Here is a 19,216-nt window from a genome sequence, read left to right as displayed (position 1 = left end):
GCGACTCCCTTAAGTGACACTCCATACCAGCACTTGCATGCCCAACCAAGCAAAGACACCCGCCAGCACATCGTCAAGCATGATGCCGACGCCGCCATGCACATGCCGGTCAACCCAGCGAATCGGCCAGGGCTTGAGGATGTCAAAAAAGCGGAACATCAAAAAGCCCGCCAGCAACCACTGCCAGCCTTCGGGGACCAACCACAAGGTGATCCACATGCCGACCATTTCGTCCCAGACAATGCCTTCATGGTCGTGCACACGCAAGTCATCGGCAACCTTGCCGCACAGCCAGAAGCCGAACAGCATGGTCAGCCCCAGCATTAACCAATATCCCCAATCGGGCAACATTTGCCACAACGGGATGAACGGCAAGGCGACCAGCGAGCCCCAGGTTCCCGGCGCCTTGGGCAAGGTGCCGGAGCCGAAGCCGAATGCAAGAAAGTGCCACGGATTGCGCCAGACCGACGGCGGAACGTTTTCCGCAGGCACCTGATTGGGGTGATCGGTCACGGTTGCTCCCTAAAATGTTGATAGCCCCGGGTTTGCGGGGTGATGTCTTGCCCTTGACCATCGAGCAGATAAACACCGCTGCCGCTGCCGACACGCCCTACCACATGGATTGGCCAGCCGGCGGCCTGCAGGGGCGCCAGTTGCGCCTCTGGCAAGGTGAAAGCCAGGACATAGTCGTCGCCACCGGCCAGCGCAGCCTGCTGGGCACCTTCAGGCCCACAGAACGCCTGTAACGCAGCAGACAGCGGCAAGCGCTCGAGCTCGACCTGCAGCGACACCTGTGATGCCTTGGCAATATGCCCGCAGTCGGCCAGCAAGCCATCGGAGATATCCAGCGCCGAGGTGGCTTTGCCACGCAAGGCCTGCCCCAATGCCAGTTGCGGCTGCGGCGACCAGTAATGGGCAAGCAGCGGCCCGGCGACGGCCGGATCGGCCTGGCGCTGGCCGAGCACCAACGGCAAGGCGCCCGCGGCATTGCCCAGCTCGCCACCTACACACAACAGGTCGCCAGCACGTGCGCCGGTACGCGTCAGGGCCTGGCCAGCCGGCACGCGGCCGAACACGGTCATCGTCAGGCTCAGCGGGCCGCGGGTAGTGTCACCACCGATCAGGCTCAAGCGGCACGCCTGCGCCATCTGGTTCAGGCCCAGGGCATAAGCTTGCAGCCATTCGGCGTTCACATCGGGTAGGGTCAGGGCCAGGGTAAAGCCGATGGGGGTGGCCCCCATGGCAGCCAGATCACTGGCGGCAACAGCCAGCGAACGCTGACCGAGCAGAAAAGGATCGCAGACAGCCGGGAAATGCACCCCGGCCACCAGCGTATCGGTGGAGATCGCCAATTGTTCGCCCGGCGGCAGGCTGAGCAAGGCGCAATCATCGCCGATGCCCAACGCAACCGCTTCGCCGCCTTGCGCACACGGCGCGGCGGCGAAGTAATGGCGAATCAGCTCGAACTCACCCATTGGCAATCAGCGCCGAAATCAGCGCTTGAACGCCTTTACTTCGGCTTCACGCAGCCGTGGAGCCAGTTTGTCGAGCACACCGTTGACGAATTTATGACCGTCGGTAGCACCGAAAACTTTGGCCAGCTCGACGCCTTCGTTGATCACAACGCGGTAAGGCACGTCGACGCGCTTGATGAACTCCCAGGTGGACAGGCGCAACACCGCCAGTTCAACCGGATCGAGTTCTTCAAGGGCCAGGTCCAGGCACGGGGCCAGGGCCTTGTCGATTTCCTGCACCATCACCGGAACCCCATGGAGGATTTCGCGGAAATAGGCACCGTCGACATCGGTGAAATCGTTATCGACCCGGAACTGCGCTTCGATCTCGTTCAGCGACTGCCGAGCCATGTGCCATTGATACAGGGCCTGAGTCGCGAGCTGACGGGCTTCACGACGCTTGGCGCTCTTCGATGGCTTGCCAGCATCCGCAGGTTTTGGATCGCGCGGGTTGAAACGATCGTGCTCGTCGCTAATCACTTGGCCTCCAACTGCGCCAGCAGGCTGACCATTTCCAGAGCGGACAGGGCAGCTTCAGCGCCCTTGTTGCCGGCCTTGGTGCCGGAACGCTCAATGGCCTGTTCGATCGAGTCGACAGTCAGGACACCGAATGCAACCGGTACGCCGAACTCCATGGACACCTGGGCCAGGCCCTTGGTGCACTCGCCCGCTACGTATTCAAAGTGCGGAGTACCGCCACGGATCACAGCGCCCAGGGCGATGATCGCAGCGTATTCGCTTTGCTGGGCGACTTTCTGTGCCACCAGCGGGATTTCGAAAGCACCCGGAGCACGGATGACAGTGATGTCGCTTTCGCTCACGCCATGGCGCACCAGGGCATCAACGGCACCGCTTACCAGGCTTTCGACAACGAAGCTGTTAAAGCGGCCAACCACCAAAGCATAGCGACCTTTGGGGGCAATGAAGGTACCTTCGATGGTCTTCAGGGTCATTGCGCAGTTCTCATCTTAAAGAGCCAGGCCGCAAAGGGCGGCCTGTAGGGGTTTGGGACACGAATGGCAGCGCGACAAACCGCCTGCTTTATTCGGAGGGCACGTATTCTACAACTTCCAGATCGAATCCGGATATCGCATTGAACTTCATTGGCGAACTCATCAGGCGCATTTTGCGCACACCGAGGTCGCGCAGAATCTGCGAACCGGCACCGACGGTGCTGTAGGTGGTCGGGGTTTTCGCCGGGGCGGCGTCGGCGCTTTCGCGGATATGCGCGAGCAACACATCGCCTTCCAGCGGGTGACCGAGCAGCAGCACGACGCCGCTGCCAGCCTCGGCAACCGCAGCCATAGCGGCGCGCAGGCTCCAGCGGCCTGGTTGCTTGACCATCAGCAGGTCGCGCAGCGGGTCCATGTTGTGCACGCGAACCAGGGTCGGTTCTTCAGCGCAGATGTGACCCAGGGTCAGGGCCATGTGCACGTCACCTTCGACCGAGTCGCGGTAGGTAACGAGGTTGAAACTGCCCAGTTCGCTGTCCAGCGGCTGCTCGGAAACCCGCTGAACGGTACGTTCATGGATCATCCGGTAGTGGATCAGGTCGGCGATGGTGCCGATCTTGATGCCATGCTCGGCGGCAAATGCTTCCAGCTCAGGGCGACGCGACATGGTGCCGTCGTCGTTCATCACTTCGCAGATAACCCCGCTTGGCTCGAAGCCAGCCATGCGCGCCAGGTCGCACGCCGCTTCGGTGTGGCCGGCACGGGCCAGGGTACCGCCGGGCTGGGCCATCAGCGGGAAGATGTGGCCCGGGCTGACGATATCTTCAGCCTTGGCATCACGGGCGGCTGCAGCCTGCACCGTGCGTGCACGGTCAGCGGCGGAGATGCCGGTGGTCACGCCTTCGGCGGCTTCGATCGAGACGGTGAACTTGGTACCGAAACCTGAACCGTTGCGCGGCGCCATCAGTGGCAGCTTGAGTGTTTCGCAACGCTCGCGCGACATCGGCATGCAGATCAGACCACGGGCGTGCTTGGCCATGAAGTTGATGTGTTCAGCCTTGCAGCATTCGGCGGCCATGATCAGGTCGCCTTCGTTCTCGCGGTCTTCGTCATCCATGAGGATGACCATTTTGCCCTGGCGGATGTCTTCAACCAGTTCTTCGATGCTGTTGAGCGCCACGCGGCACCCCCTTTCAAATCAGGATTTCAGGTAGCCGTTGGCGGCCAGGAAACTTTCGGTAATGCCACCGCCATTGCTGGACTCGGCGGCTTTGTCACCCAGCAGCAAACGCTCCAGGTAACGGGCCAGCAGGTCGACCTCAAGGTTGACCCGACGACCTGGACGGTAGTCGGCCATGATGGTTTCGGCCAGGGTATGCGGGACGATGGTCAGCTCGAACTCGGCGCCATCGACAACGTTCACTGTCAGGCTGGTGCCATCAACCGTGATCGAGCCCTTGTGGGCAATGTACTTGGCCAGCTCTTTTGGCGCACGGATGCGGAACTGGATAGCGCGGGCGTTATCGCTGCGCGACACCACTTCACCAACGCCGTCAACGTGGCCGCTGACCAGGTGACCACCCAGGCGGGTGGTGGGGGTCAAGGCCTTTTCCAGGTTGACCCGGCTGCCGCTCTTGAGGTCGTCAAATGCGGTGCACTCCAGGGTTTCACGGCTGACGTCGGCCCAGAAGCCGTCGCCTGGCAGTTCGACTGCGGTCAGGCAAACACCGTTGACGGCGATGCTGTCACCCAGTTTGACGTCGCCCAAATCGAGCTTGCCGGTTGCGACATACACCCGCACGTCGCCGCCTTTTGGGGTCAGCGAGCGGATGCTGCCTATGGATTCGATGATGCCGGTGAACATGAGTCCTCCTCGAGAACAGGGCTGCGCAGGGCTAGCCTGGAATTATACGCCGGGCGCCGGCACAGGAACCGCAGTGACTCGCCAGTCATCGCCTACTGCGCGCATTTCAGTAATTTTCAGCTGTGCCGCCTCGTTCATGTGATTCAACGGCCAGTCCAGCAACGGACGGGCGCTGGAGCCGAGGAACTTGGCAGCAACAAAAATCTGGTATTCGTCGATCAGGCCATGCTGGGCAAAAGCGCCGACCAGGCCGGCACCCGCCTCCAGCAGCACTTCGCTGACACCACGGGCCGCCAGCTCGCGCAGCAACGCCGGAAGGTCGACCCGCCCGCCTTCGCCCGGCAAACTGATCAGTTCATGACCGGCCTCGGCATAGCGTGCTTCGACAGCAGCGGCAGTCACCACCAGCGCCGGGCCGGCAGTGAAGAACGGTGCATCCAGCGGCAGGCGCAGGCGGCCGTCGATCAGCACGCGCAACGGCGGACGCGCCAGGGCCAGCGCGGTGGTTTCCGGGTCCAGGCCCAGCTCCTGGCCGCGCACGGTCATCCGCGCGTTATCAGCCAGCACGCTTTGTGCACTGGTCAGCACCACGCTGGAACGTGCTCGCAGGCGCTGCACCGCGGAGCGTGCGGCCGGCCCGGTGATCCATTGGCTCTCACCATTGGCCATGGCCGTACGGCCATCCAGGCTCATTGCCAGCTTCGCCCGCACAAAAGGCAAGCCGAACTCCATGCGCTTGAGAAAACCCGGGTTGAGTGCCCGCGCTTCGCTTTCCAGCACGCCACTGGCGACCTCGATACCCGCCTCGGCCAGGCGCTTGAGGCCCTGCCCGGCAACTTGCGGATTGGGGTCTTGCATGGCTGCCACTACCCGCGCCACACCGGCCTTGACCAACGCCTCGGCACACGGCGGAGTACGTCCGTGATGGCTGCAAGGCTCAAGGGTGACATAGGCACAGGCGCCACGGGCCAGCTCGCCAGCCTGACGCAAGGCGTGTACTTCGGCATGCGGCTCGCCTGCACGGACATGCCAGCCTTCGCCCACCACCTTGCCGTCGCGAACGATCACACAGCCGACACGCGGATTCGGATGGGTCGAATACAGACCCTTACGGGCCAGTTCCAAAGCCCGGGCCATGTAATGGGCATCAAGCATCGCGCGTTCGTTGGTCATGGTCATTCTTTAGCCGGCTCTCGGGCCAGACGGTCGATTTCTTCGCGGAACTCGTTGAGGTCCTGAAAGCGTCGGTACACCGAAGCGAAACGGATATAGGCGACTTCATCGAGCTTCTGCAGCTCGTTCATCACCAGCTCTCCTACCACCAGCGACTTGACCTCACGCTCACCCGTGGCGCGCAACTGGTGCTTGATGTGGGCCAGGGCCGCTTCCAGTCGCTCGACGCTGACCGGTCGCTTTTCCAGGGCGCGCTGCATACCGGCGCGCAGTTTTTCTTCGTCGAAGGGTTGGCGGCTGCCGTCTTGCTTGATCAGACGGGGCAGCACCAGCTCGGCGGTTTCGAAGGTGGTGAACCGCTCACCGCAGGCTACGCATTCGCGCCGACGGCGCACTTGCTCGCCCTCGGCAACCAGTCGCGAGTCGATGACTTTGGTGTCGTTGGCACCGCAGAAGGGACAGTGCATGGTGGCAGGCAACAAAAAAAGGGAGGGCCATGGTAGCGCATCCCACTGGCAAGACAAGCCAAAGGGGTTACCATCCACTGAGGAAATATGTCGCGAAGGAATTCCCCATGCCATTTCGAGCGCTTGTTGTGCTCAGTTTTGCCGCCTTGCTGGCCGCCTGTAGCAGCGATCAACCCCAGACTGCCCCGGCGCCAAAAGCCCCGGTTGCCAGCAAAACCGCGAAGCCGCTCGGCCCTTTGCCGGCCTACCAACGTGAATTGAGCGGCACCTTGCTCAATGTGCCATCAGGTGCTGAAGTCGAACTGGCCTTGCTGGTTATCGATGAACGCGGCCGCCCGCAAAACCTGCTGGCCAGCAGTACCCTCAGTGGCAATGGCCTGGACTTGCCCTATCAGCTGCGCTTCAGCCCCGAGGCCTTCCCGGCCGGTGCCCGGGTCGAGTTGCGTGGACGGGCCAGCCAGTCCGGGCAACTGATCCTGCACCTGCCGCCAGTACGGATTTTCCAGGCGCAAACCCAGGCCACCGGCCCGCTGCGATTTGAAAAGGCGCCATGATGGCACCGGCGTCGTTACAACAGGCCTTGGGTGAACTGCTCGGCGATGCTCGCCTGGTGGTCAGCGACTTGCCTGAGTGCGCGCTCAAGCTGTGGCTGATCGATGCGCAGAACATGGACCGCGAATTCAGCGCCGATGAAACCCGGCGCATCCTCCATGAACCGCCCTACTGGAGCTTTTGCTGGGCCAGCGGTTTGGCCATGGCTCGCTACCTGGAGCAGCACCCGCACTGGGTAGCAGGTAAGCGCGTGCTGGACTTTGGCGCAGGTTCGGGCATCGCAGGCATCGCTGCTGCCCGCGCTGGCGCTCTGGAAGTGGTTGCTTGCGACCTTGATCCTTTGGCTCTGCAGGCCTGCCGGGCAAATGCCGAACTCAACGGCGTGGAGCTGAGCTATTCCGATGACTTCTTCCAGGAAGCCGACCGCTTCGACCTGATTCTGGTGGCCGATGTGCTGTATGACCGCGCCAACCTGCCACTGCTCGACGCCTTCCTCAGCCGCGGCCAGCAAGCCCTGGTGGCCGACTCACGGGTGCGCGATTTCAGCCACCCGCTGTACCAACCGATGGGCGTGCTTGAAGCCCTGACCCTGCCTGACCTGGCCGAACCCCACGAATTCCGCCGGGTCAGCCTGTACCACGCCAGCCGCCAGCCTTTATAGTGATGTCATTCACGGATTTTCGAGAGTCGCGATGAGCCCTGCTACCCCGTACATTTTCGACGCCACTGCTGCTGACTTCGACCAGTCGGTGATTCAGAACTCCTTCCACAAGCCCGTCCTCGTCGACTTCTGGGCCGAGTGGTGTGCCCCCTGCAAGGCACTGATGCCACTGCTCGCGCAAATCACCGAGAGCTATCAGGGTGAATTGCTGCTGGCCAAGGTGAACTGCGATATCGAGCAAGACATCGTCGCCCGTTTCGGCATTCGCAGCCTGCCCACCGTGGTGTTGTTCAAAGACGGCCAGCCGGTCGATGGTTTTGCCGGGGCTCAGCCTGAGTCGGCGATCCGCGCGCTGCTCGAACCGCATGTGCAAATGCCGCCACCGTCAGCTGCCGACCCGTTCGAACTGGCCCAGACGGCGTTTGCCGAAGGGCGCTTCAGCGAAGCCGAAGCAACCCTCAAAGCCCTGCTGACTGAAGACAACAGCAACGCTGCTGCATTGATTCTGTATGCCCGTTGCCTGGCCGAACGGGGTGAACTGGGCGAGGCACAAACCGTACTGGATGCAGTCAAGAGCGATGAGCATAAAGCCGCCCTGGCCGGTGCCAAGGCGCAACTGACCTTCCTGCGTCAGGCGGCCAGCCTGCCGGAAGTCGCTGACCTCAAAGCGCGCTTGGCGCAAAACAGCGAGGACGATGAGGCTGCCTATCAGCTGTGCATTCAGCAGCTGTCGCGCCAGCAGTACGAAGCGGCGTTGGATGGCATGCTCAAACTGTTCATGCGCAATCGTGGCTACGAAGGCGGGTTGCCGCACAAGACGCTGCTGCAAGTGTTCGATCTGCTGGGCAATGACCATCCACTGGTAGGAACGTACCGCCGCAAGCTGTTTGCCGCGCTGTACTGACGGTAGGAGCGGGCTTGCCCCGCGATTGCGGTGTACCCGTCACATCGCATCGCGGGGCAAGCCCGCTCCTACACGCTAGCCGATCCAGTGATAAAGCGGTGCATCCGCGCCGCTTTCCACCTTGACCTCGGCACTGTGACGCAAGCGCACCAACAGGCGCTTACCTGCTGCCGTACTGCCCGCCAGCGCTTCCAGATGCTCCAGCAACGCAGGACCACTCAACTGTCCCGCTGTGCGCAGAACGTCTCGTGCTGCTTGCCACAGCGCGTCATCGGGCCGAGCGCTCGGTAACGAGGCCACTGCCGCCGCCGTCGCAACCGGCGCCACTGCCGTCAGTTGCCCTCCCAACTGCGCCCACTCCGCCGGGTCCAGTTCCAGGGTCAGATCCACCGGCCAGTCACCGATATGTCCACGAATTCGCACGGTCGTATCCTCTGCTCACTAACGGGCTCCATGCTCCCACGCCAACGCCCCGTCGCCAAGCACGCTAGCCTGCGCAGAATAATTTGTTATAACATAACCAAACATATTCCGTGCCCTCGTGAAGTCTTGCCCATGCGTCGCCTGTTACTCGCCTTGCCGTTCGCCTTGTTGCCCCTGGCCATCGCTCATGCCCACGAGGACCACGATCACGACCATAGTCACGGCAGCCTCGCCGCCCATGAGCATGGCGTGGCTCAACTCAACGCCGTGCTCGATGGCAAGACACTGGAACTGGAGCTGGACAGCCCGGCGATGAACCTGGTCGGCTTCGAGCACGCCGCCAGCAGCGACGCCGACAAAGCCAAGGTAGCCGCCGTACGCAGCCAGCTTGAAAAACCTCTGGCACTGTTCGCCCTGCCCGCGTCGGCCCACTGCGAAGTGAGCGACCAGGAACTGCACAGCCCGCTGTTCGGCGACAAACCGGCGGCAGATGAAGACGGCCACACCCACGAGCACAGCGACATCCATGCGCACTACCGATTCAATTGCGAGAAGCCTGATCAGCTCAAAACGCTCGACCTGACCCCACTGTTCAAAGCCTTCCCCGCCACGCAGAAAATTCAGCTACAACTGATCGGGCCGAGCGGCCAGCAAGGTGTCGAAGCGACCCCGGCCACGGCCACCCTCACTTTCTGATAGCCCTTTTGCAGCGAAACGCCCGGGGTAACCCGGGCGTTCATTTATGAGCCAGGCACTGATTGAACTGACCGACCTGGGCTTTGCCTGGCCGGGCCAAGCCCCTCTGCTGGATATCCCCGCCTTGCGCCTTGAGGCCGGTGAATCACTGTTCCTCAAAGGCCCCAGTGGCAGTGGCAAAACCACCCTGCTCGGCCTGCTTGGCGGTGTACACACGCCTGAGCGCGGCAGCATTCGCTTGCTTGGCCAAGACCTGAGCACGCTGAAAATGGCCGCCCGAGACCGCTTTCGGGTTGACCACACCGGCTACATTTTCCAGCAATTCAATTTGCTGCCGTTCCTTTCGGTACGGGAAAACGTCGAATTGCCTTGCCGCTTTTCCCGCAGCCGCGCACAGCGTGCTGCGCAGCGCCACGGCAGCATCGATCAGGCGGCTGCCAGCCTGCTGGCCCACCTGGGTTTGAAAGACCCCACCTTGCTCGCCCGGCGCGCCGACAGCCTGTCGATCGGCCAACAACAACGGGTAGCGGCGGCCCGCGCGCTGATCGGCCAACCCGAGCTGGTGATTGCAGACGAACCCACTTCGGCGCTCGACGCCGATACCCGTGAAGCCTTCATTCGCCTGCTGTTCGCCGAATGCCGTGACGCCGGTTCAAGCCTGTTGTTCGTCAGCCACGACCAGAGCCTGGCAGCCCTGTTCGACCGCCAGCTATCCCTGGCCGAACTCAACCGCGCGGCCCAGCCTGCCAACGATCTGGAGGCCTGATGTACCTGCTCCGTCTTGCCTTGGCGAGCCTCGCCAACCGCCGTTTCACCGCATTGCTCACGGCCTTTGCCATCGCCCTGTCGGTATGCCTGCTGCTGGCCGTGGAGCGTGTGCGCACCGAGGCCCGCGCCAGCTTTGCCAGCACCATCAGCGGCACCGATCTGATCGTCGGCGCCCGCTCCGGCTCGGTGAACCTGCTGCTGTACTCGGTGTTTCGCATCGGCAATGCCACCAACAACATCCGCTGGGACAGCTACGAGCACTTCGCCAACGACAAGCGGGTGAAATGGGCAATCCCCATTTCCCTCGGCGACTCGCATCGCGGCTATCGCGTGATGGGCACCACCAGCAGCTACTTCGAGCACTACCAGTACGCACGCAAACAGAACCTGCAACTGGCCGAAGGCCGGGCATTTGCCACAGACCCGTTCGAGGTGGTGCTGGGTGCCGAAGTTGCCCAGGCCCTGCACTACAAACTTGGCGACAAGCTGGTGCTGGCCCACGGCGTGGCAGCTATCAGCCTGGTCAAGCATGACGACAAACCGTTCACTGTGGTCGGGGTGCTACAACGCACCGGCACGCCGGTAGACCGCACCCTGCACATCAGCCTGGGCGGCATGGAGGCGATCCACATCGACTGGCACAACGGCGTACCAGCCCGCGGCGCCGGGCGCATCAGTGCCGAACAAGCGCGTGAGATGGACCTCAAGCCCGCCGCCATTACCGCCTTCATGTTGGGCCTGAACAACAAGATTTCGACCTTCAGCCTGCAACGTGAGATCAACGAGTACCGCAACGAGCCGCTACTGGCGATTCTGCCCGGGGTCGCGCTGCAGGAACTCTGGAGCTTGATGAGCACGGCCGAGCAAGCCTTGTTTGTTGTCTCTCTGTTTGTTGTGCTGACCGGCCTGATCGGTATGCTCACCGCCATCCTCACCAGCCTCAACGAGCGGCGCCGGGAGATGGCGATCCTGCGCTCGGTGGGCGCGCGCCCCTGGCACATTGCCGGGCTGCTGGTGCTTGAAGCGCTGGCGCTGGCGCTGGTCGGGATTGCCGCTGGCCTGGGCTTGCTGTACATCGGTATTGCCCTGGCGCAGGGCTATGTGCAAGCCAACTATGGGCTGTACCTGCCGCTGGCCTGGCCGAGCGCCCACGAATGGAACTTGCTGGCACTGATTCTGGGCGCCGCCCTGCTGATGGGCAGTGTGCCCGCCTGGCGCGCTTATCGGCAGTCGTTGGCCGACGGCCTGTCCATTCACCTGTGAGACATTCAATGCCACGTGTTCTGCTGTCGTTATTGTTGCTGGTAACCACGCCGTTGTGGGCCAGCGAACCCCGCACACTGGAGTGGCCGCAGTTGATCCCAGCGGGCGCGCCGATCATCCAGCCGCAGCTGGCGCCGATGCACGATCTCTCGCAACTGGGCGATGCCCTGGCCGCAGAATCTGCACCGGCGGCCCGCCAGTCGGCGCCAAACGCCCCGGTGGTAAAAGCGCTCGATGGCCAACAGGTAAAGTTGCCGGGCTATATCGTGCCGCTGGAAGTCAGCGAAGAAGGTCGCACCACCGAATTTTTGCTGGTGCCCTATTACGGCGCCTGCATCCACGTGCCGCCACCGCCGTCGAACCAGATCGTGCATATCGTCAGCGAGATGGGCGTCAGGGTCGAAGACCTCTATCAGCCGTACTGGATCGAGGGGCGGATGCAGGTAAAAAACACCAGCAGTGAGCTGGCCGATGCCGGTTATCAGATGGACGCCGAGAAAATCTACGCTTACGAACTAGAATAAATGCCCCATGCCGAGGCTTCAGCGGTTTTCTTGAGCTGGGTCAAATTGCAAAACTGGTGGCTCTTTACCATTGGACGTACTTAATTCTAAACGTCCTTTGGGAGCTTCCATGAACAAGTCCTTGCTCAGCGCCTCGCTCATTACCTTGGCGCTCGCAGCCCCTGTTGCCCATGCACACCAGGCAGGCGACATTATCCTGCGTGCTGGCGCGATCACTACCGCTCCCAATGAAGACAGCGGTGAAATCAAACTCGATGGCAGCAAAGCCTCGGGCACCAAGGCCACTCTGGACAGCGACACCCAACTCGGTCTGACGTTCGCCTACATGCTGACCGACCACATCGGCCTGGAACTGCTGGCAGCCACCCCATTCCAACACACCGTTGGCGTCAAGGGCCTGGGTGCGGGCCTGGACGGCAAACTCGGCGACATCAAACAACTGCCACCGACCCTGTCGCTGCAGTACTACCCGATGGAGCCTACTTCGAAGTTCCAGCCGTACGCCGGTATCGGTCTGAACTACACCATGTTCTTTGACGAAGACCTGAGCAGCAACCGTAAGGCACAAGGCTTCAGCAACCTGAAACTCAAAGATTCGTGGGGTCTGGCTGGTCAGCTGGGTATGGACTACATGATCACCGACCACTTCCTGGTCAACGCCGCAGTCTGGTACGTCGATATCGACACCAAGGCCACCATGGACGGCCCAAGCGCCCTGGGGATTGGCAAGACCAAGGTCGACGTCGATGTCGATCCATGGGTTTACATGGTCGGTGTAGGTTACAAGTTCTGATCTGAGGGTTCAGGTCGATCGCGGGGCAAGCCCGCTCCTACAGCTGTAGGAGCGGGCTTGCCCCGCGATGCATTTAGCGCCCCAACAACCGCGCCAACCCTTCGGCGATAGGCGTCGGCTCAGGAAAGTTAAAACGCGCCAGCAAGCGCTGGTTGTTCGCCCGCGAATGGCGAATGTCGCCGGAACGCGCAGGCCCATGCTTGATTGCCGGCAAATCACCCAGTACCGACTTCAGCGCGTCCAGCAATTGGTTCAGCGAAGTGGCCTGGTTCAAGCCGATATTCACCGCTCCTTCCTCAACCTGCGCTTGCTCCAGGGCCTGGACCATGACGCTGACCAGGTCACCCACATAGAGAAAGTCCCGAGTCTGTTCACCATCCCCGAACAGGGTGATCGGCTGACCGCTCAGGGCGCGCTCGCAGAAAATGCTGATCACCCCCGAGTACGGCGAGGATGGATCCTGGCGCGGCCCGAAGATGTTGAAGAAGCGGAACACCACCGGCTCCAGCGCATGCTGGCGGTGATAGAAGTCCAGGTATTGCTCGCTGGCCAGTTTGTCTACGGCATACGGTGTCAGCGGGGCTTTCGGCGCATCTTCTTCGATCGCCAGGCCTTCACCATTGTTGCCATACACCGCCGCACTGGAGGCAAACAGCACACGCTTGATGCCATTGAGGCGCATGGCCTCGCACACATTCAACGTGCCGATAAAGTTGCTCTGGTGGGTTTTCACCGGGTCATCCACCGAGGCCTGCACCGATGCAACGGCAGCCAGATGCACAACAGCCTGGCAGCCTGCGGCAGCTTGCTTGACCAGTTCGGCGTCGGCGACATCGCCCTTGATCAGCTCAAGCCTGGGGTTGGCCATTTGCAGGTTGTCGGGCTTGCCAGTGGACAGATCATCGAGGATCCGTACCGCATAGCCTTTTTCCAGCAACGCATCGCTCAAGTGAGAGCCGATGAAGCCCGCGCCACCGGTGATCAGAATTGGGGCATCAGCCATGACGGTAGAATCGATCCAGTAGAGGTGGCAAACCCGAGCGCCAGGCCCGTGGTTTGATACCGAAAGTGTGCAGAATTTTTTTGCAGGCCAACACCGCATGTTGCGGCTCTTCGCTCGCATCAGCTCGTGCCGCATGCGCCTGCGCGGTCGGTGCGGTGACGGCCAGTTTGTGCAGCTGCGCCGCTTCACTGAGGATAGCCTGACCCAGCGCCAGCGGCGTGGTGGCTTCGTTACCCGCGTAGTGGTAGGTGCCCCACAGCGGCGCGGCGCAATCCAGTTGCTTGAGCACCGAGAGAATCACCCGCGCGGCATCATCCACCGGGGTCGGGTTGCCGCGACGGTCATCGGCCAGGAGCAGCTCCTGTGGTTGCTCGGCACGGGTCAGAAAACGCCCGAGTACGCCATCGATGCTTTCGTCGAGCAACCAGCCAAAACGCAGCAGCACATGTTGTGGGCAGGTTGCCCGTACGCTCTGCTCGATCCGCCACAGCGCCTGGCCACGCAGGCCGAGCGGTACCGGCTCATCCTTTTCGCTGTAGGCGGTGGCGCGCGAGCCATCGAACACACGGTAGCTAGAAGGCTGAATCAGGATGATGTTGTGGTGTTGGCACAACTCGGCCAGCCGCTCCACCGAGCGCTCTTGCAGCGCCAAGCGCTGTTCGCTGACCGACTCGGCCTGAAACCAGTCGAAGTAGTACGCGAGGTTAACCACCGCGTCGGGGCGGGTGTCGTCCAGCAGCTGAGTCAGACTGGCCGGATCCCAACCATGCTCAGGTGGGCGCGGCGCCAGAAAGCCGATGTCTTCCTCGGCCCCAAGACGAATCAGCGCTTGCCCTAGGGCATTTCCACCACCCAACAGCATCAGGCGCATTCGCATAGAGTCAGCAGGTCCGGTCAGATTGATTGAGGAAAAGGCACATTTTGCGTTTTCCGGCCTGGGAAGTCCAACCTGAGGCCGCTACAGCATTTATCTGGCGTCTCGATCCAGCGTTGCCGTTACCGTTTTCACAAACCGGGAATCGGCTTACACGCCATACGGAAATGTCTGACTTCCTCCGCATTAGCAATCTGCGTTGAACTAGCCGATCTGGCGTAATCAGCCCATCTGAAACGTCAGCTGAAATTCGGCCAATACGGATTTGCCAAGAAAATCAATAACAAGGAATGTTCCCCATGCAGGATCCGGACGTTGCACACCTGAACTTTGATAGTCATCAAGGTCGTGAACTTGCTGCTGCCAGCCAGCGTCTCGCCAGCACAGGAGGCCCAGAGTCGCCAGGTGTTGCCAGCACTGCCCGACAATGGATCAAGTCCTTCGAATCCACGCTGACGCCAGAACAGAAGGCCGTTGTCCAGCGTTTTGCCGATGGGCGGTTATCTGCCCTGATGTTTTCACACCTGCCGCATCCGGGGGCAGACCCGGCCCCTGAGCAGCTACCTGGCCTTTCTACCCTCGAACAATGCCCACGCTGCCTGTATCTGGCGGCACGCAACCAGCTGTTGCTTGAACTGGTTCGCTACCGATCCTTTGCCTTCGATATCGACAATGACGGCAAGCAGATGCGCCTGGTCGGCAATTTCAAAGGCGGTGGCCGCGTATCGCTGGAAAATGAACCAACAGGCGCAGCGGTGGAGCTCAGTTCCCACTCAGGCTTGAAACTGGGGTTACACACCGAAGCGCCTTACAACTGCGCGGTACTCGCCCATGCCGGGCACTCTCCAGCGCCTTCGGCACTGATCCTGACCGCACGCTGGAACCCGGCCAGCCAGGCAACCAGGATCTTGCCGCTGGCCAACATCATTGAGCGCCTCGGCACCCTGCACGCGCTGGCCCTGACGTCAGCATCGTTCGACTTCACCCGCAGTGAATGCTTTGTCGCAGGCCAAGGCGACGCGGGCACTGCGATATCGATGCTGCAGTTCGACGCCAATGGTGGCTTTGCACTGCGCTACAACGCCTATCGCTTCTCGCTCAACAGCCATGCCAGTGAGGCTGCAAGCCGAGCCTTTGATGCATTTGTAGCGCTGGTTCAAGCCACCAGGCCGCTGTCTTTCGAACTGCAGCCTGACTCAGCGTTGTTGATAAACAACGCCCGAACACTGCACGGCCGGGACACGCTGGTAGACAACCGGCGCCTGCTGATTCGCCTGTTCGGCTACTCGCGCTTCGCCCAACCCATTGTCATCCGCCCCGACCCTTTGCTGGTTCAAGGCTGACCCGAGGAACACACTCAGATGATCGAAGTAGATGTTGCCCTGTTGCTGACGTTGGCTGGCGTGGCGTTGATGGCCGGTTTTTTTGTTTCACGATGACTCCAGCCCGGTAGTTCGCTGGACTGCGACGTAGCCCGATACAGCAGGTTTATCAATAGCTTACGCGCTTCCATCATATGCCGGTGCTTTCTGAAACTTGACCCGGTTCTCCCTCGCGCCGCTCCTATCTGGCTCCTGGAATCCGGGTCGTTCCAAGGAGTCATCATGGCAAAGATCAAGCTCACCAAGACCGCCGTAGAGTCGGCGCAACCCCAGGCGAAGGACATCGAACTACGGGATACCGTCGTGCCCGGCTTCCTTTGCAAGATTACCTCGACGGGACGCCGGGTGTTCATGCTCCAGTACCGCACGAACTCTGGCCAGCCCCGCAAGCCCTCGCTGGGACTCTACGGGGAGCTAACCGTCGAACAGGCGCGGGTCAAAGCGCAGGACTGGCTGGCCGAGGTTCGCCGGGGTGGTGATCCCGGCGGTGCCAAGGCCGAGGCGCGCAAGGCGCCCACGATGGCCGAGTTGTGCAAAAAGTTCATGGAGGACTACTCCAAGAAGCGCAACAAGGTCAGCACGCAGGACGGCTACCAGGGCGTCATCGACCGCAACATCATCCCGCTGCTGGGCCGCAAGAAGGTGCATGACGTGAAGCGGCCCGACATTGCGGGGCTCATGGAAAAGCTGGCCTACAAGCCGACCGAGGCCAACAAGACCTTCGGCGTGCTGCGCAAGATGTTCAACTTGGCCGAAGTCTGGGGCTTCCGCCCGGACGGCACGAATCCGTGCCGCCACGTCCCGATGTACCCGCCGGGCAAGGAAACCCGGCTCATCGTGGACGAGGAAATGGTGCGGATCTTCCGCCAGTTGGAGAAACTGGAGGCGGAGGGGCTGGAGAACTACGTCATCCCGTTGGCGATCCGGCTGCAATTCGAGTTTGCGGCGCGGCGCTCCGAAATCTGCCCGCTCGAATGGAGCTGGCTGGACTTCGAGAACCGGCGCGTGGTGTGGCCCGACAGCAAGGTTGGCGGCATTTCCAAGCCCATGAGCGAGGAAGCCTATCGGCTGCTTTCGACGGCGCCGCGTCTGGAAGGCTGCCCTTACGTCCTGCCGTCGCCGAACGACCCGGCCAAGCACCTGACCTTTGGCGAGCACTATGGCGGCTGGTGCCGGACGCTCAAGGCCGCCAGCGTGCCGCACGTAGGCACGCACGGCATCCGTCATCGCTCGACCACCGACATTGCCAATTCCGGTGTGCCGACCAAAGTGGGAATGAAGCTGACGGGCCACAAGACCGTGGCGATGTTCATGCACTACGTCCACACCGAGGACAAGCCGGTGCGCGAGGCGGCCGAGCTGGTGGCCAGCCGCCGCCAAGCCATCACGGGCGCGCGGCAGCTTGCGGAGGCGGTGGCATGAACGGGCGCCGGCCATCAGCAGCATCGCTCGCAGCGCCCGCGGCGCTGCTGGGCGACATTCGGGCACTGATCGAGGCGGCGCGCTTGCGCGCCGCCTCGACGGTGAATAGCGAGCTTACGATGCTCTACTGGCGCATCGGCCAACGCATCCACACGCAGGTCTTGGACAGGCGCCGGGGCGCCTACGGCAAGGAAGTTCTGCCCACCTTGGCTGCGCAGTTGGTGGAGGAGTACGGCAGCAGCTTTGCAGAGCAGAACTTGCGCCGCATGGTGCAGTTCGCCGCCACCTTCCCCGACGAGCGAATTCTCGTATCACTGATACGAGAATTGAGCTGGACGCACTTCATCGCCCTGATGCCGCTGAAAGACCCGCTCCAGCGGGACTACTACGCACAGATGGCCAGCACCCAACGCTGGAGCGTGCGGACGCTGCGCGAGCGTATCGACTCGATGCTGTACGAGCGCACGGCGCTTTCCCAAAAGCCGGAAGAAACCATAGCGCAGGAGTTGGCGACCCTGCGCGATGCGCAGCGCATGTCGCCGGCCCTGGTCATGCGCGACCCGTACATCCTCGACTTCCTGGGCCTGCGGGACACTTGGCAGGAAGGCGACTTGGAAGCGGCGATCATCCGTGAAATGGAGTCCTTCCTGCTGGAGCTGGGCGCGGGCTTCTCATTCGTCGCCCGGCAGAAGCGCATTCCGATCGACGACGAGGATTTCCACCTTGACCTTCTGTTCTACAACCGCAAGCTGCGGCGGCTGGTTGCGGTGGAGTTGAAGGTAGGTGACTTCAAGGCGGCCTACAAAGGGCAGATGGAGCTTTACCTTCGGTGGCTAGACAAGCACGAACGGGAGCCGGAGGAAGCCTCGCCGCTCGGGATCATCCTTTGCACCGGCAAGAAGCGCGAGCAGATCGAATTGCTGGAGCTGGACAAGTCCGGCATCCACGTTGCCGAGTATCTGACCGCCTTGCCGCCGAGGGGCGTGCTGGTGGAGCGGCTGCAACAGGCAACGCAACGGGCGCAGTTGCAAATCGAGCAGCGCAAGACGGACAACGAGTAGTCCTGTCCCAAGCAGTCGGGCGTCCCGGCGTGCCGCCGTCGCGCTGTCGTGCTGCGCATCGAGCTTCGCTGCGCGAGTCTCGCCCCTGTCGGGCTTCCATCACTGACGCCTCCGTCCCGGCTCGTTGATCCGGGCCTGCGCGCTCCGCTTGCCAAAAATCGACTCTGTGCAGTGGGCGGGTGTGGGCGGTCTTGCTGTTCCCTTCACCGTATCACGGCGTTCTCGCCGTCAAGGGCGGCGCGCGCCATGCGCGCTTGCGTCCTGGCGGCCGTCTGCGACCCCTGACTGCTTGCGCTGCGCCGTGCTGCCGCCGGTTCCGGGCAATTCCGCCCGAGCAACCGGAGCACGATCATGTCGCAACTGTCCTTTCCCTCGTTCGATTCCTGTCTGCTGGTGCGCGACGCGCACGGGCGCTATCTACCGGCATCGGCCGACGACATTCTGGAAGCTGCGCGCCAGGTCATTGACCGGAAAATGCGGCGCGGAGCAGAGTTCACTTCGCCGGCGGCGGTCAAGGAATACTTGCGTACAAAGTTGGCCAGCTTCGAGCATGAGGTGTTCGTAGTGCTGTTCATGGATACGCGCCATCGTCTGATCGAATACAGGGAGATGTTCCACGGCACTATTGACGGTGCGTCGGTGTATCCGCGCGAAGTGGTCAAGGAGGCGCTGCGGCTCAATGCGGCGGCGGTCGTCGTTTCGCACAACCATCCGAGCGGAAACCCCGAGCCGAGCGCGGCTGACCGGGCGCTGACCCAGCGGCTCAAGGAAGCGTTGGGTCTGGTGGACGTGCGCGTGCTCGATCACATCATCGTTGCGGGCAACGAAACGGCATCGTTCGCCGAGCATGGGCTGATCTAGCCCAAGGGGCTTCGGCCCCTTTTTGCTGCGCCTGGTGGCATAGCTATGGCCCTCGCGG

The 19,216-nt window shown here is 62.0% G+C and carries 23 protein-coding genes; 12 read left to right on the top strand and 11 right to left on the bottom strand.

The features are described from left to right. Positions 1-9: 9 nt before the first annotated feature. The 8 genes from ACP6KB_RS03030 to nrdR all read right to left on the bottom strand — a co-directional run bounded on the left by ACP6KB_RS03030 (position 10) and on the right by nrdR (position 5,971). Entirely contained in the window at positions 10-513 is a 504-nt protein-coding gene (locus ACP6KB_RS03030) for a phosphatidylglycerophosphatase A family protein (RefSeq protein WP_038606274.1), read from the bottom strand. Further along, positions 510-1,475, bottom strand: a complete 966-nt coding sequence (gene thiL / locus ACP6KB_RS03025; RefSeq protein WP_442111974.1) for a thiamine-phosphate kinase — start codon at positions 1,473-1,475, stop codon at positions 510-512. The genes ACP6KB_RS03030 and thiL overlap by 4 nt, the downstream gene beginning before the upstream one ends. Positions 1,476-1,493: 18 nt before the next feature. Continuing rightward, positions 1,494-1,994 carry a transcription antitermination factor NusB gene (gene nusB, locus ACP6KB_RS03020; RefSeq protein WP_442111972.1) on the bottom strand — a complete coding sequence of 167 codons (501 nt, stop codon included), beginning with the start codon at positions 1,992-1,994 and terminating at the stop codon, positions 1,494-1,496. Further along, on the bottom strand, positions 1,991-2,467 hold the full coding sequence (gene ribH / locus ACP6KB_RS03015; RefSeq protein WP_442111970.1) for a 6,7-dimethyl-8-ribityllumazine synthase: 477 nt from the start codon (positions 2,465-2,467) through the stop codon (positions 1,991-1,993). Before ribH ends, nusB begins: the two co-directional genes overlap by 4 nt. Before the next feature lie 88 nt (positions 2,468-2,555). Then, positions 2,556-3,647, bottom strand: a complete 1,092-nt coding sequence (gene ribBA / locus ACP6KB_RS03010) for a bifunctional 3,4-dihydroxy-2-butanone-4-phosphate synthase/GTP cyclohydrolase II (RefSeq protein WP_442111968.1) — start codon at positions 3,645-3,647, stop codon at positions 2,556-2,558. A gap of 18 nt (positions 3,648-3,665) precedes the next feature. Next, positions 3,666-4,331, bottom strand: coding sequence for a riboflavin synthase (locus ACP6KB_RS03005; protein ID WP_442111966.1), 666 nt, complete (start codon positions 4,329-4,331; stop codon positions 3,666-3,668). 42 nt (positions 4,332-4,373) lie between these two features. After that, a complete protein-coding gene (ribD, locus tag ACP6KB_RS03000; RefSeq protein ID WP_442111964.1) occupies positions 4,374-5,504 on the bottom strand; it encodes a bifunctional diaminohydroxyphosphoribosylaminopyrimidine deaminase/5-amino-6-(5-phosphoribosylamino)uracil reductase RibD in 1,131 nt (376 codons plus the stop codon). Positions 5,505-5,506: 2 nt separating this feature from the next. Then, on the bottom strand, positions 5,507-5,971 hold the full coding sequence (gene nrdR / locus ACP6KB_RS02995; protein WP_442111962.1) for a transcriptional regulator NrdR: 465 nt from the start codon (positions 5,969-5,971) through the stop codon (positions 5,507-5,509). 107 nt (positions 5,972-6,078) lie between these two features. Between nrdR and ACP6KB_RS02990 the strand changes: the two genes are divergently transcribed. Genes ACP6KB_RS02990 through trxA form a run of 3 tightly spaced genes read left to right on the top strand, consistent with a single transcriptional unit; the run spans position 6,079 to position 8,088 of the window. Continuing rightward, complete coding sequence (locus ACP6KB_RS02990; protein ID WP_442111961.1) at positions 6,079-6,525, top strand: hypothetical protein; 447 nt, start codon at positions 6,079-6,081, stop codon at positions 6,523-6,525. Continuing rightward, a complete protein-coding gene (locus ACP6KB_RS02985) occupies positions 6,525-7,184 on the top strand; it encodes a class I SAM-dependent methyltransferase (RefSeq protein ID WP_442114246.1) in 660 nt (219 codons plus the stop codon). Before ACP6KB_RS02990 ends, ACP6KB_RS02985 begins: the two co-directional genes overlap by 1 nt. A gap of 31 nt (positions 7,185-7,215) precedes the next feature. Next, the gene (gene trxA / locus ACP6KB_RS02980; RefSeq protein WP_442111959.1) at positions 7,216-8,088 is read left to right on the top strand and encodes a thioredoxin; all 873 of its coding nucleotides are present in this window, start codon (positions 7,216-7,218) and stop codon (positions 8,086-8,088) included. A 75-nt stretch (positions 8,089-8,163) separates the two neighbouring features. Here trxA and ACP6KB_RS02975 read toward each other — a convergent pair whose 3' ends face one another. Further along, complete coding sequence (locus ACP6KB_RS02975; protein ID WP_442111957.1) at positions 8,164-8,511, bottom strand: hypothetical protein; 348 nt, start codon at positions 8,509-8,511, stop codon at positions 8,164-8,166. A gap of 132 nt (positions 8,512-8,643) precedes the next feature. On the opposite strand from ACP6KB_RS02975, the gene ACP6KB_RS02970 reads away from it, so the two are divergent. The 5 genes from ACP6KB_RS02970 to ACP6KB_RS02950 all read left to right on the top strand — a co-directional run bounded on the left by ACP6KB_RS02970 (position 8,644) and on the right by ACP6KB_RS02950 (position 12,555). Next, complete coding sequence (locus tag ACP6KB_RS02970; RefSeq protein WP_442111955.1) at positions 8,644-9,207, top strand: DUF2796 domain-containing protein; 564 nt, start codon at positions 8,644-8,646, stop codon at positions 9,205-9,207. Positions 9,208-9,253: 46 nt separating this feature from the next. Next, positions 9,254-9,973, top strand: a complete 720-nt coding sequence (locus ACP6KB_RS02965; RefSeq protein WP_442111953.1) for an ABC transporter ATP-binding protein — start codon at positions 9,254-9,256, stop codon at positions 9,971-9,973. Beyond that, positions 9,973-11,238: an ABC transporter permease gene (locus tag ACP6KB_RS02960; protein WP_442111951.1), complete on the top strand. Its 1,266-nt coding sequence runs from the start codon at positions 9,973-9,975 to the stop codon at positions 11,236-11,238. The genes ACP6KB_RS02965 and ACP6KB_RS02960 overlap by 1 nt, the downstream gene beginning before the upstream one ends. Positions 11,239-11,246: 8 nt before the next feature. Beyond that, a complete protein-coding gene (locus ACP6KB_RS02955; protein WP_442111949.1) occupies positions 11,247-11,762 on the top strand; it encodes a DUF3299 domain-containing protein in 516 nt (171 codons plus the stop codon). Positions 11,763-11,871: 109 nt separating this feature from the next. After that, entirely contained in the window at positions 11,872-12,555 is a 684-nt protein-coding gene (locus ACP6KB_RS02950) for an OmpW/AlkL family protein (protein ID WP_442111947.1), read from the top strand. Between the two features lie 73 nt (positions 12,556-12,628). Here ACP6KB_RS02950 and ACP6KB_RS02945 read toward each other — a convergent pair whose 3' ends face one another. Continuing rightward, positions 12,629-13,558 (bottom strand): NAD-dependent epimerase/dehydratase family protein, encoded by a 930-nt coding sequence (locus tag ACP6KB_RS02945; RefSeq protein WP_442111945.1) that lies wholly within the window; start codon positions 13,556-13,558, stop codon positions 12,629-12,631. Beyond that, entirely contained in the window at positions 13,551-14,435 is an 885-nt protein-coding gene (locus tag ACP6KB_RS02940; RefSeq protein ID WP_442111943.1) for a sugar nucleotide-binding protein, read from the bottom strand. Before ACP6KB_RS02940 ends, ACP6KB_RS02945 begins: the two co-directional genes overlap by 8 nt. A gap of 296 nt (positions 14,436-14,731) precedes the next feature. Here ACP6KB_RS02940 and ACP6KB_RS02935 point away from each other — a divergent pair, with 296 nt between their 5' ends. The 4 genes from ACP6KB_RS02935 (at position 14,732) to radC (ending at position 19,158) form a co-directional block, all read left to right on the top strand. Beyond that, the gene (locus ACP6KB_RS02935) at positions 14,732-15,775 is read left to right on the top strand and encodes a TauD/TfdA family dioxygenase (RefSeq protein WP_442111941.1); all 1,044 of its coding nucleotides are present in this window, start codon (positions 14,732-14,734) and stop codon (positions 15,773-15,775) included. A 261-nt stretch (positions 15,776-16,036) separates the two neighbouring features. After that, positions 16,037-17,236: a tyrosine-type recombinase/integrase gene (locus ACP6KB_RS02930; RefSeq protein WP_001062689.1), complete on the top strand. Its 1,200-nt coding sequence runs from the start codon at positions 16,037-16,039 to the stop codon at positions 17,234-17,236. Further along, on the top strand, positions 17,233-18,297 hold the full coding sequence (locus tag ACP6KB_RS02925) for a PDDEXK nuclease domain-containing protein (protein WP_003092331.1): 1,065 nt from the start codon (positions 17,233-17,235) through the stop codon (positions 18,295-18,297). Before ACP6KB_RS02930 ends, ACP6KB_RS02925 begins: the two co-directional genes overlap by 4 nt. Before the next feature lie 351 nt (positions 18,298-18,648). Beyond that, complete coding sequence (gene radC / locus ACP6KB_RS02920; protein WP_003092330.1) at positions 18,649-19,158, top strand: RadC family protein; 510 nt, start codon at positions 18,649-18,651, stop codon at positions 19,156-19,158. The last annotated feature ends 58 nt before the right edge of the window (positions 19,159-19,216 follow it).

The sequence above is a fragment of the Pseudomonas sp. NUPR-001 genome (genome assembly GCF_052147955.1).
Classification (GTDB): domain Bacteria; phylum Pseudomonadota; class Gammaproteobacteria; order Pseudomonadales; family Pseudomonadaceae; genus Aquipseudomonas.
Note: the sequence above shows the minus strand (reverse complement) of the source record. Positions and strands in the feature narration are given on the sequence as shown.

What these genes read in the sequence shown, in the direction of transcription:
- ACP6KB_RS02965 (WP_442111953.1), top strand. Translation starts at nt 9,254, where the DNA reads ATGAGCCAGGCACTGATTGAACTGACCGACCTGGGCTTTGCCTGGCCG.
- ACP6KB_RS02935 (WP_442111941.1), top strand. Translation starts at nt 14,732, where the DNA reads ATGCAGGATCCGGACGTTGCACACCTGAACTTTGATAGTCATCAAGGT.
- ACP6KB_RS02990 (WP_442111961.1), top strand. Translation starts at nt 6,079, where the DNA reads ATGCCATTTCGAGCGCTTGTTGTGCTCAGTTTTGCCGCCTTGCTGGCC.
- trxA (WP_442111959.1), top strand. Translation starts at nt 7,216, where the DNA reads ATGAGCCCTGCTACCCCGTACATTTTCGACGCCACTGCTGCTGACTTC.
- ACP6KB_RS02960 (WP_442111951.1), top strand. Translation starts at nt 9,973, where the DNA reads ATGTACCTGCTCCGTCTTGCCTTGGCGAGCCTCGCCAACCGCCGTTTC.
- ACP6KB_RS02970 (WP_442111955.1), top strand. Translation starts at nt 8,644, where the DNA reads ATGCGTCGCCTGTTACTCGCCTTGCCGTTCGCCTTGTTGCCCCTGGCC.
- ACP6KB_RS02985 (WP_442114246.1), top strand. Translation starts at nt 6,525, where the DNA reads ATGGCACCGGCGTCGTTACAACAGGCCTTGGGTGAACTGCTCGGCGAT.
- ribD (WP_442111964.1), bottom strand. Translation starts at nt 5,504, where the DNA reads ATGACCAACGAACGCGCGATGCTTGATGCCCATTACATGGCCCGGGCT.
- ACP6KB_RS02945 (WP_442111945.1), bottom strand. Translation starts at nt 13,558, where the DNA reads ATGGCTGATGCCCCAATTCTGATCACCGGTGGCGCGGGCTTCATCGGC.
- ribH (WP_442111970.1), bottom strand. Translation starts at nt 2,467, where the DNA reads ATGACCCTGAAGACCATCGAAGGTACCTTCATTGCCCCCAAAGGTCGC.
- ACP6KB_RS02930 (WP_001062689.1), top strand. Translation starts at nt 16,037, where the DNA reads ATGGCAAAGATCAAGCTCACCAAGACCGCCGTAGAGTCGGCGCAACCC.
- ACP6KB_RS02925 (WP_003092331.1), top strand. Translation starts at nt 17,233, where the DNA reads ATGAACGGGCGCCGGCCATCAGCAGCATCGCTCGCAGCGCCCGCGGCG.
- ACP6KB_RS02950 (WP_442111947.1), top strand. Translation starts at nt 11,872, where the DNA reads ATGAACAAGTCCTTGCTCAGCGCCTCGCTCATTACCTTGGCGCTCGCA.
- nrdR (WP_442111962.1), bottom strand. Translation starts at nt 5,971, where the DNA reads ATGCACTGTCCCTTCTGCGGTGCCAACGACACCAAAGTCATCGACTCG.
- radC (WP_003092330.1), top strand. Translation starts at nt 18,649, where the DNA reads ATGTCGCAACTGTCCTTTCCCTCGTTCGATTCCTGTCTGCTGGTGCGC.
- ACP6KB_RS03005 (WP_442111966.1), bottom strand. Translation starts at nt 4,331, where the DNA reads ATGTTCACCGGCATCATCGAATCCATAGGCAGCATCCGCTCGCTGACC.
- ACP6KB_RS02940 (WP_442111943.1), bottom strand. Translation starts at nt 14,435, where the DNA reads ATGCGAATGCGCCTGATGCTGTTGGGTGGTGGAAATGCCCTAGGGCAA.
- ACP6KB_RS02955 (WP_442111949.1), top strand. Translation starts at nt 11,247, where the DNA reads ATGCCACGTGTTCTGCTGTCGTTATTGTTGCTGGTAACCACGCCGTTG.
- thiL (WP_442111974.1), bottom strand. Translation starts at nt 1,475, where the DNA reads ATGGGTGAGTTCGAGCTGATTCGCCATTACTTCGCCGCCGCGCCGTGT.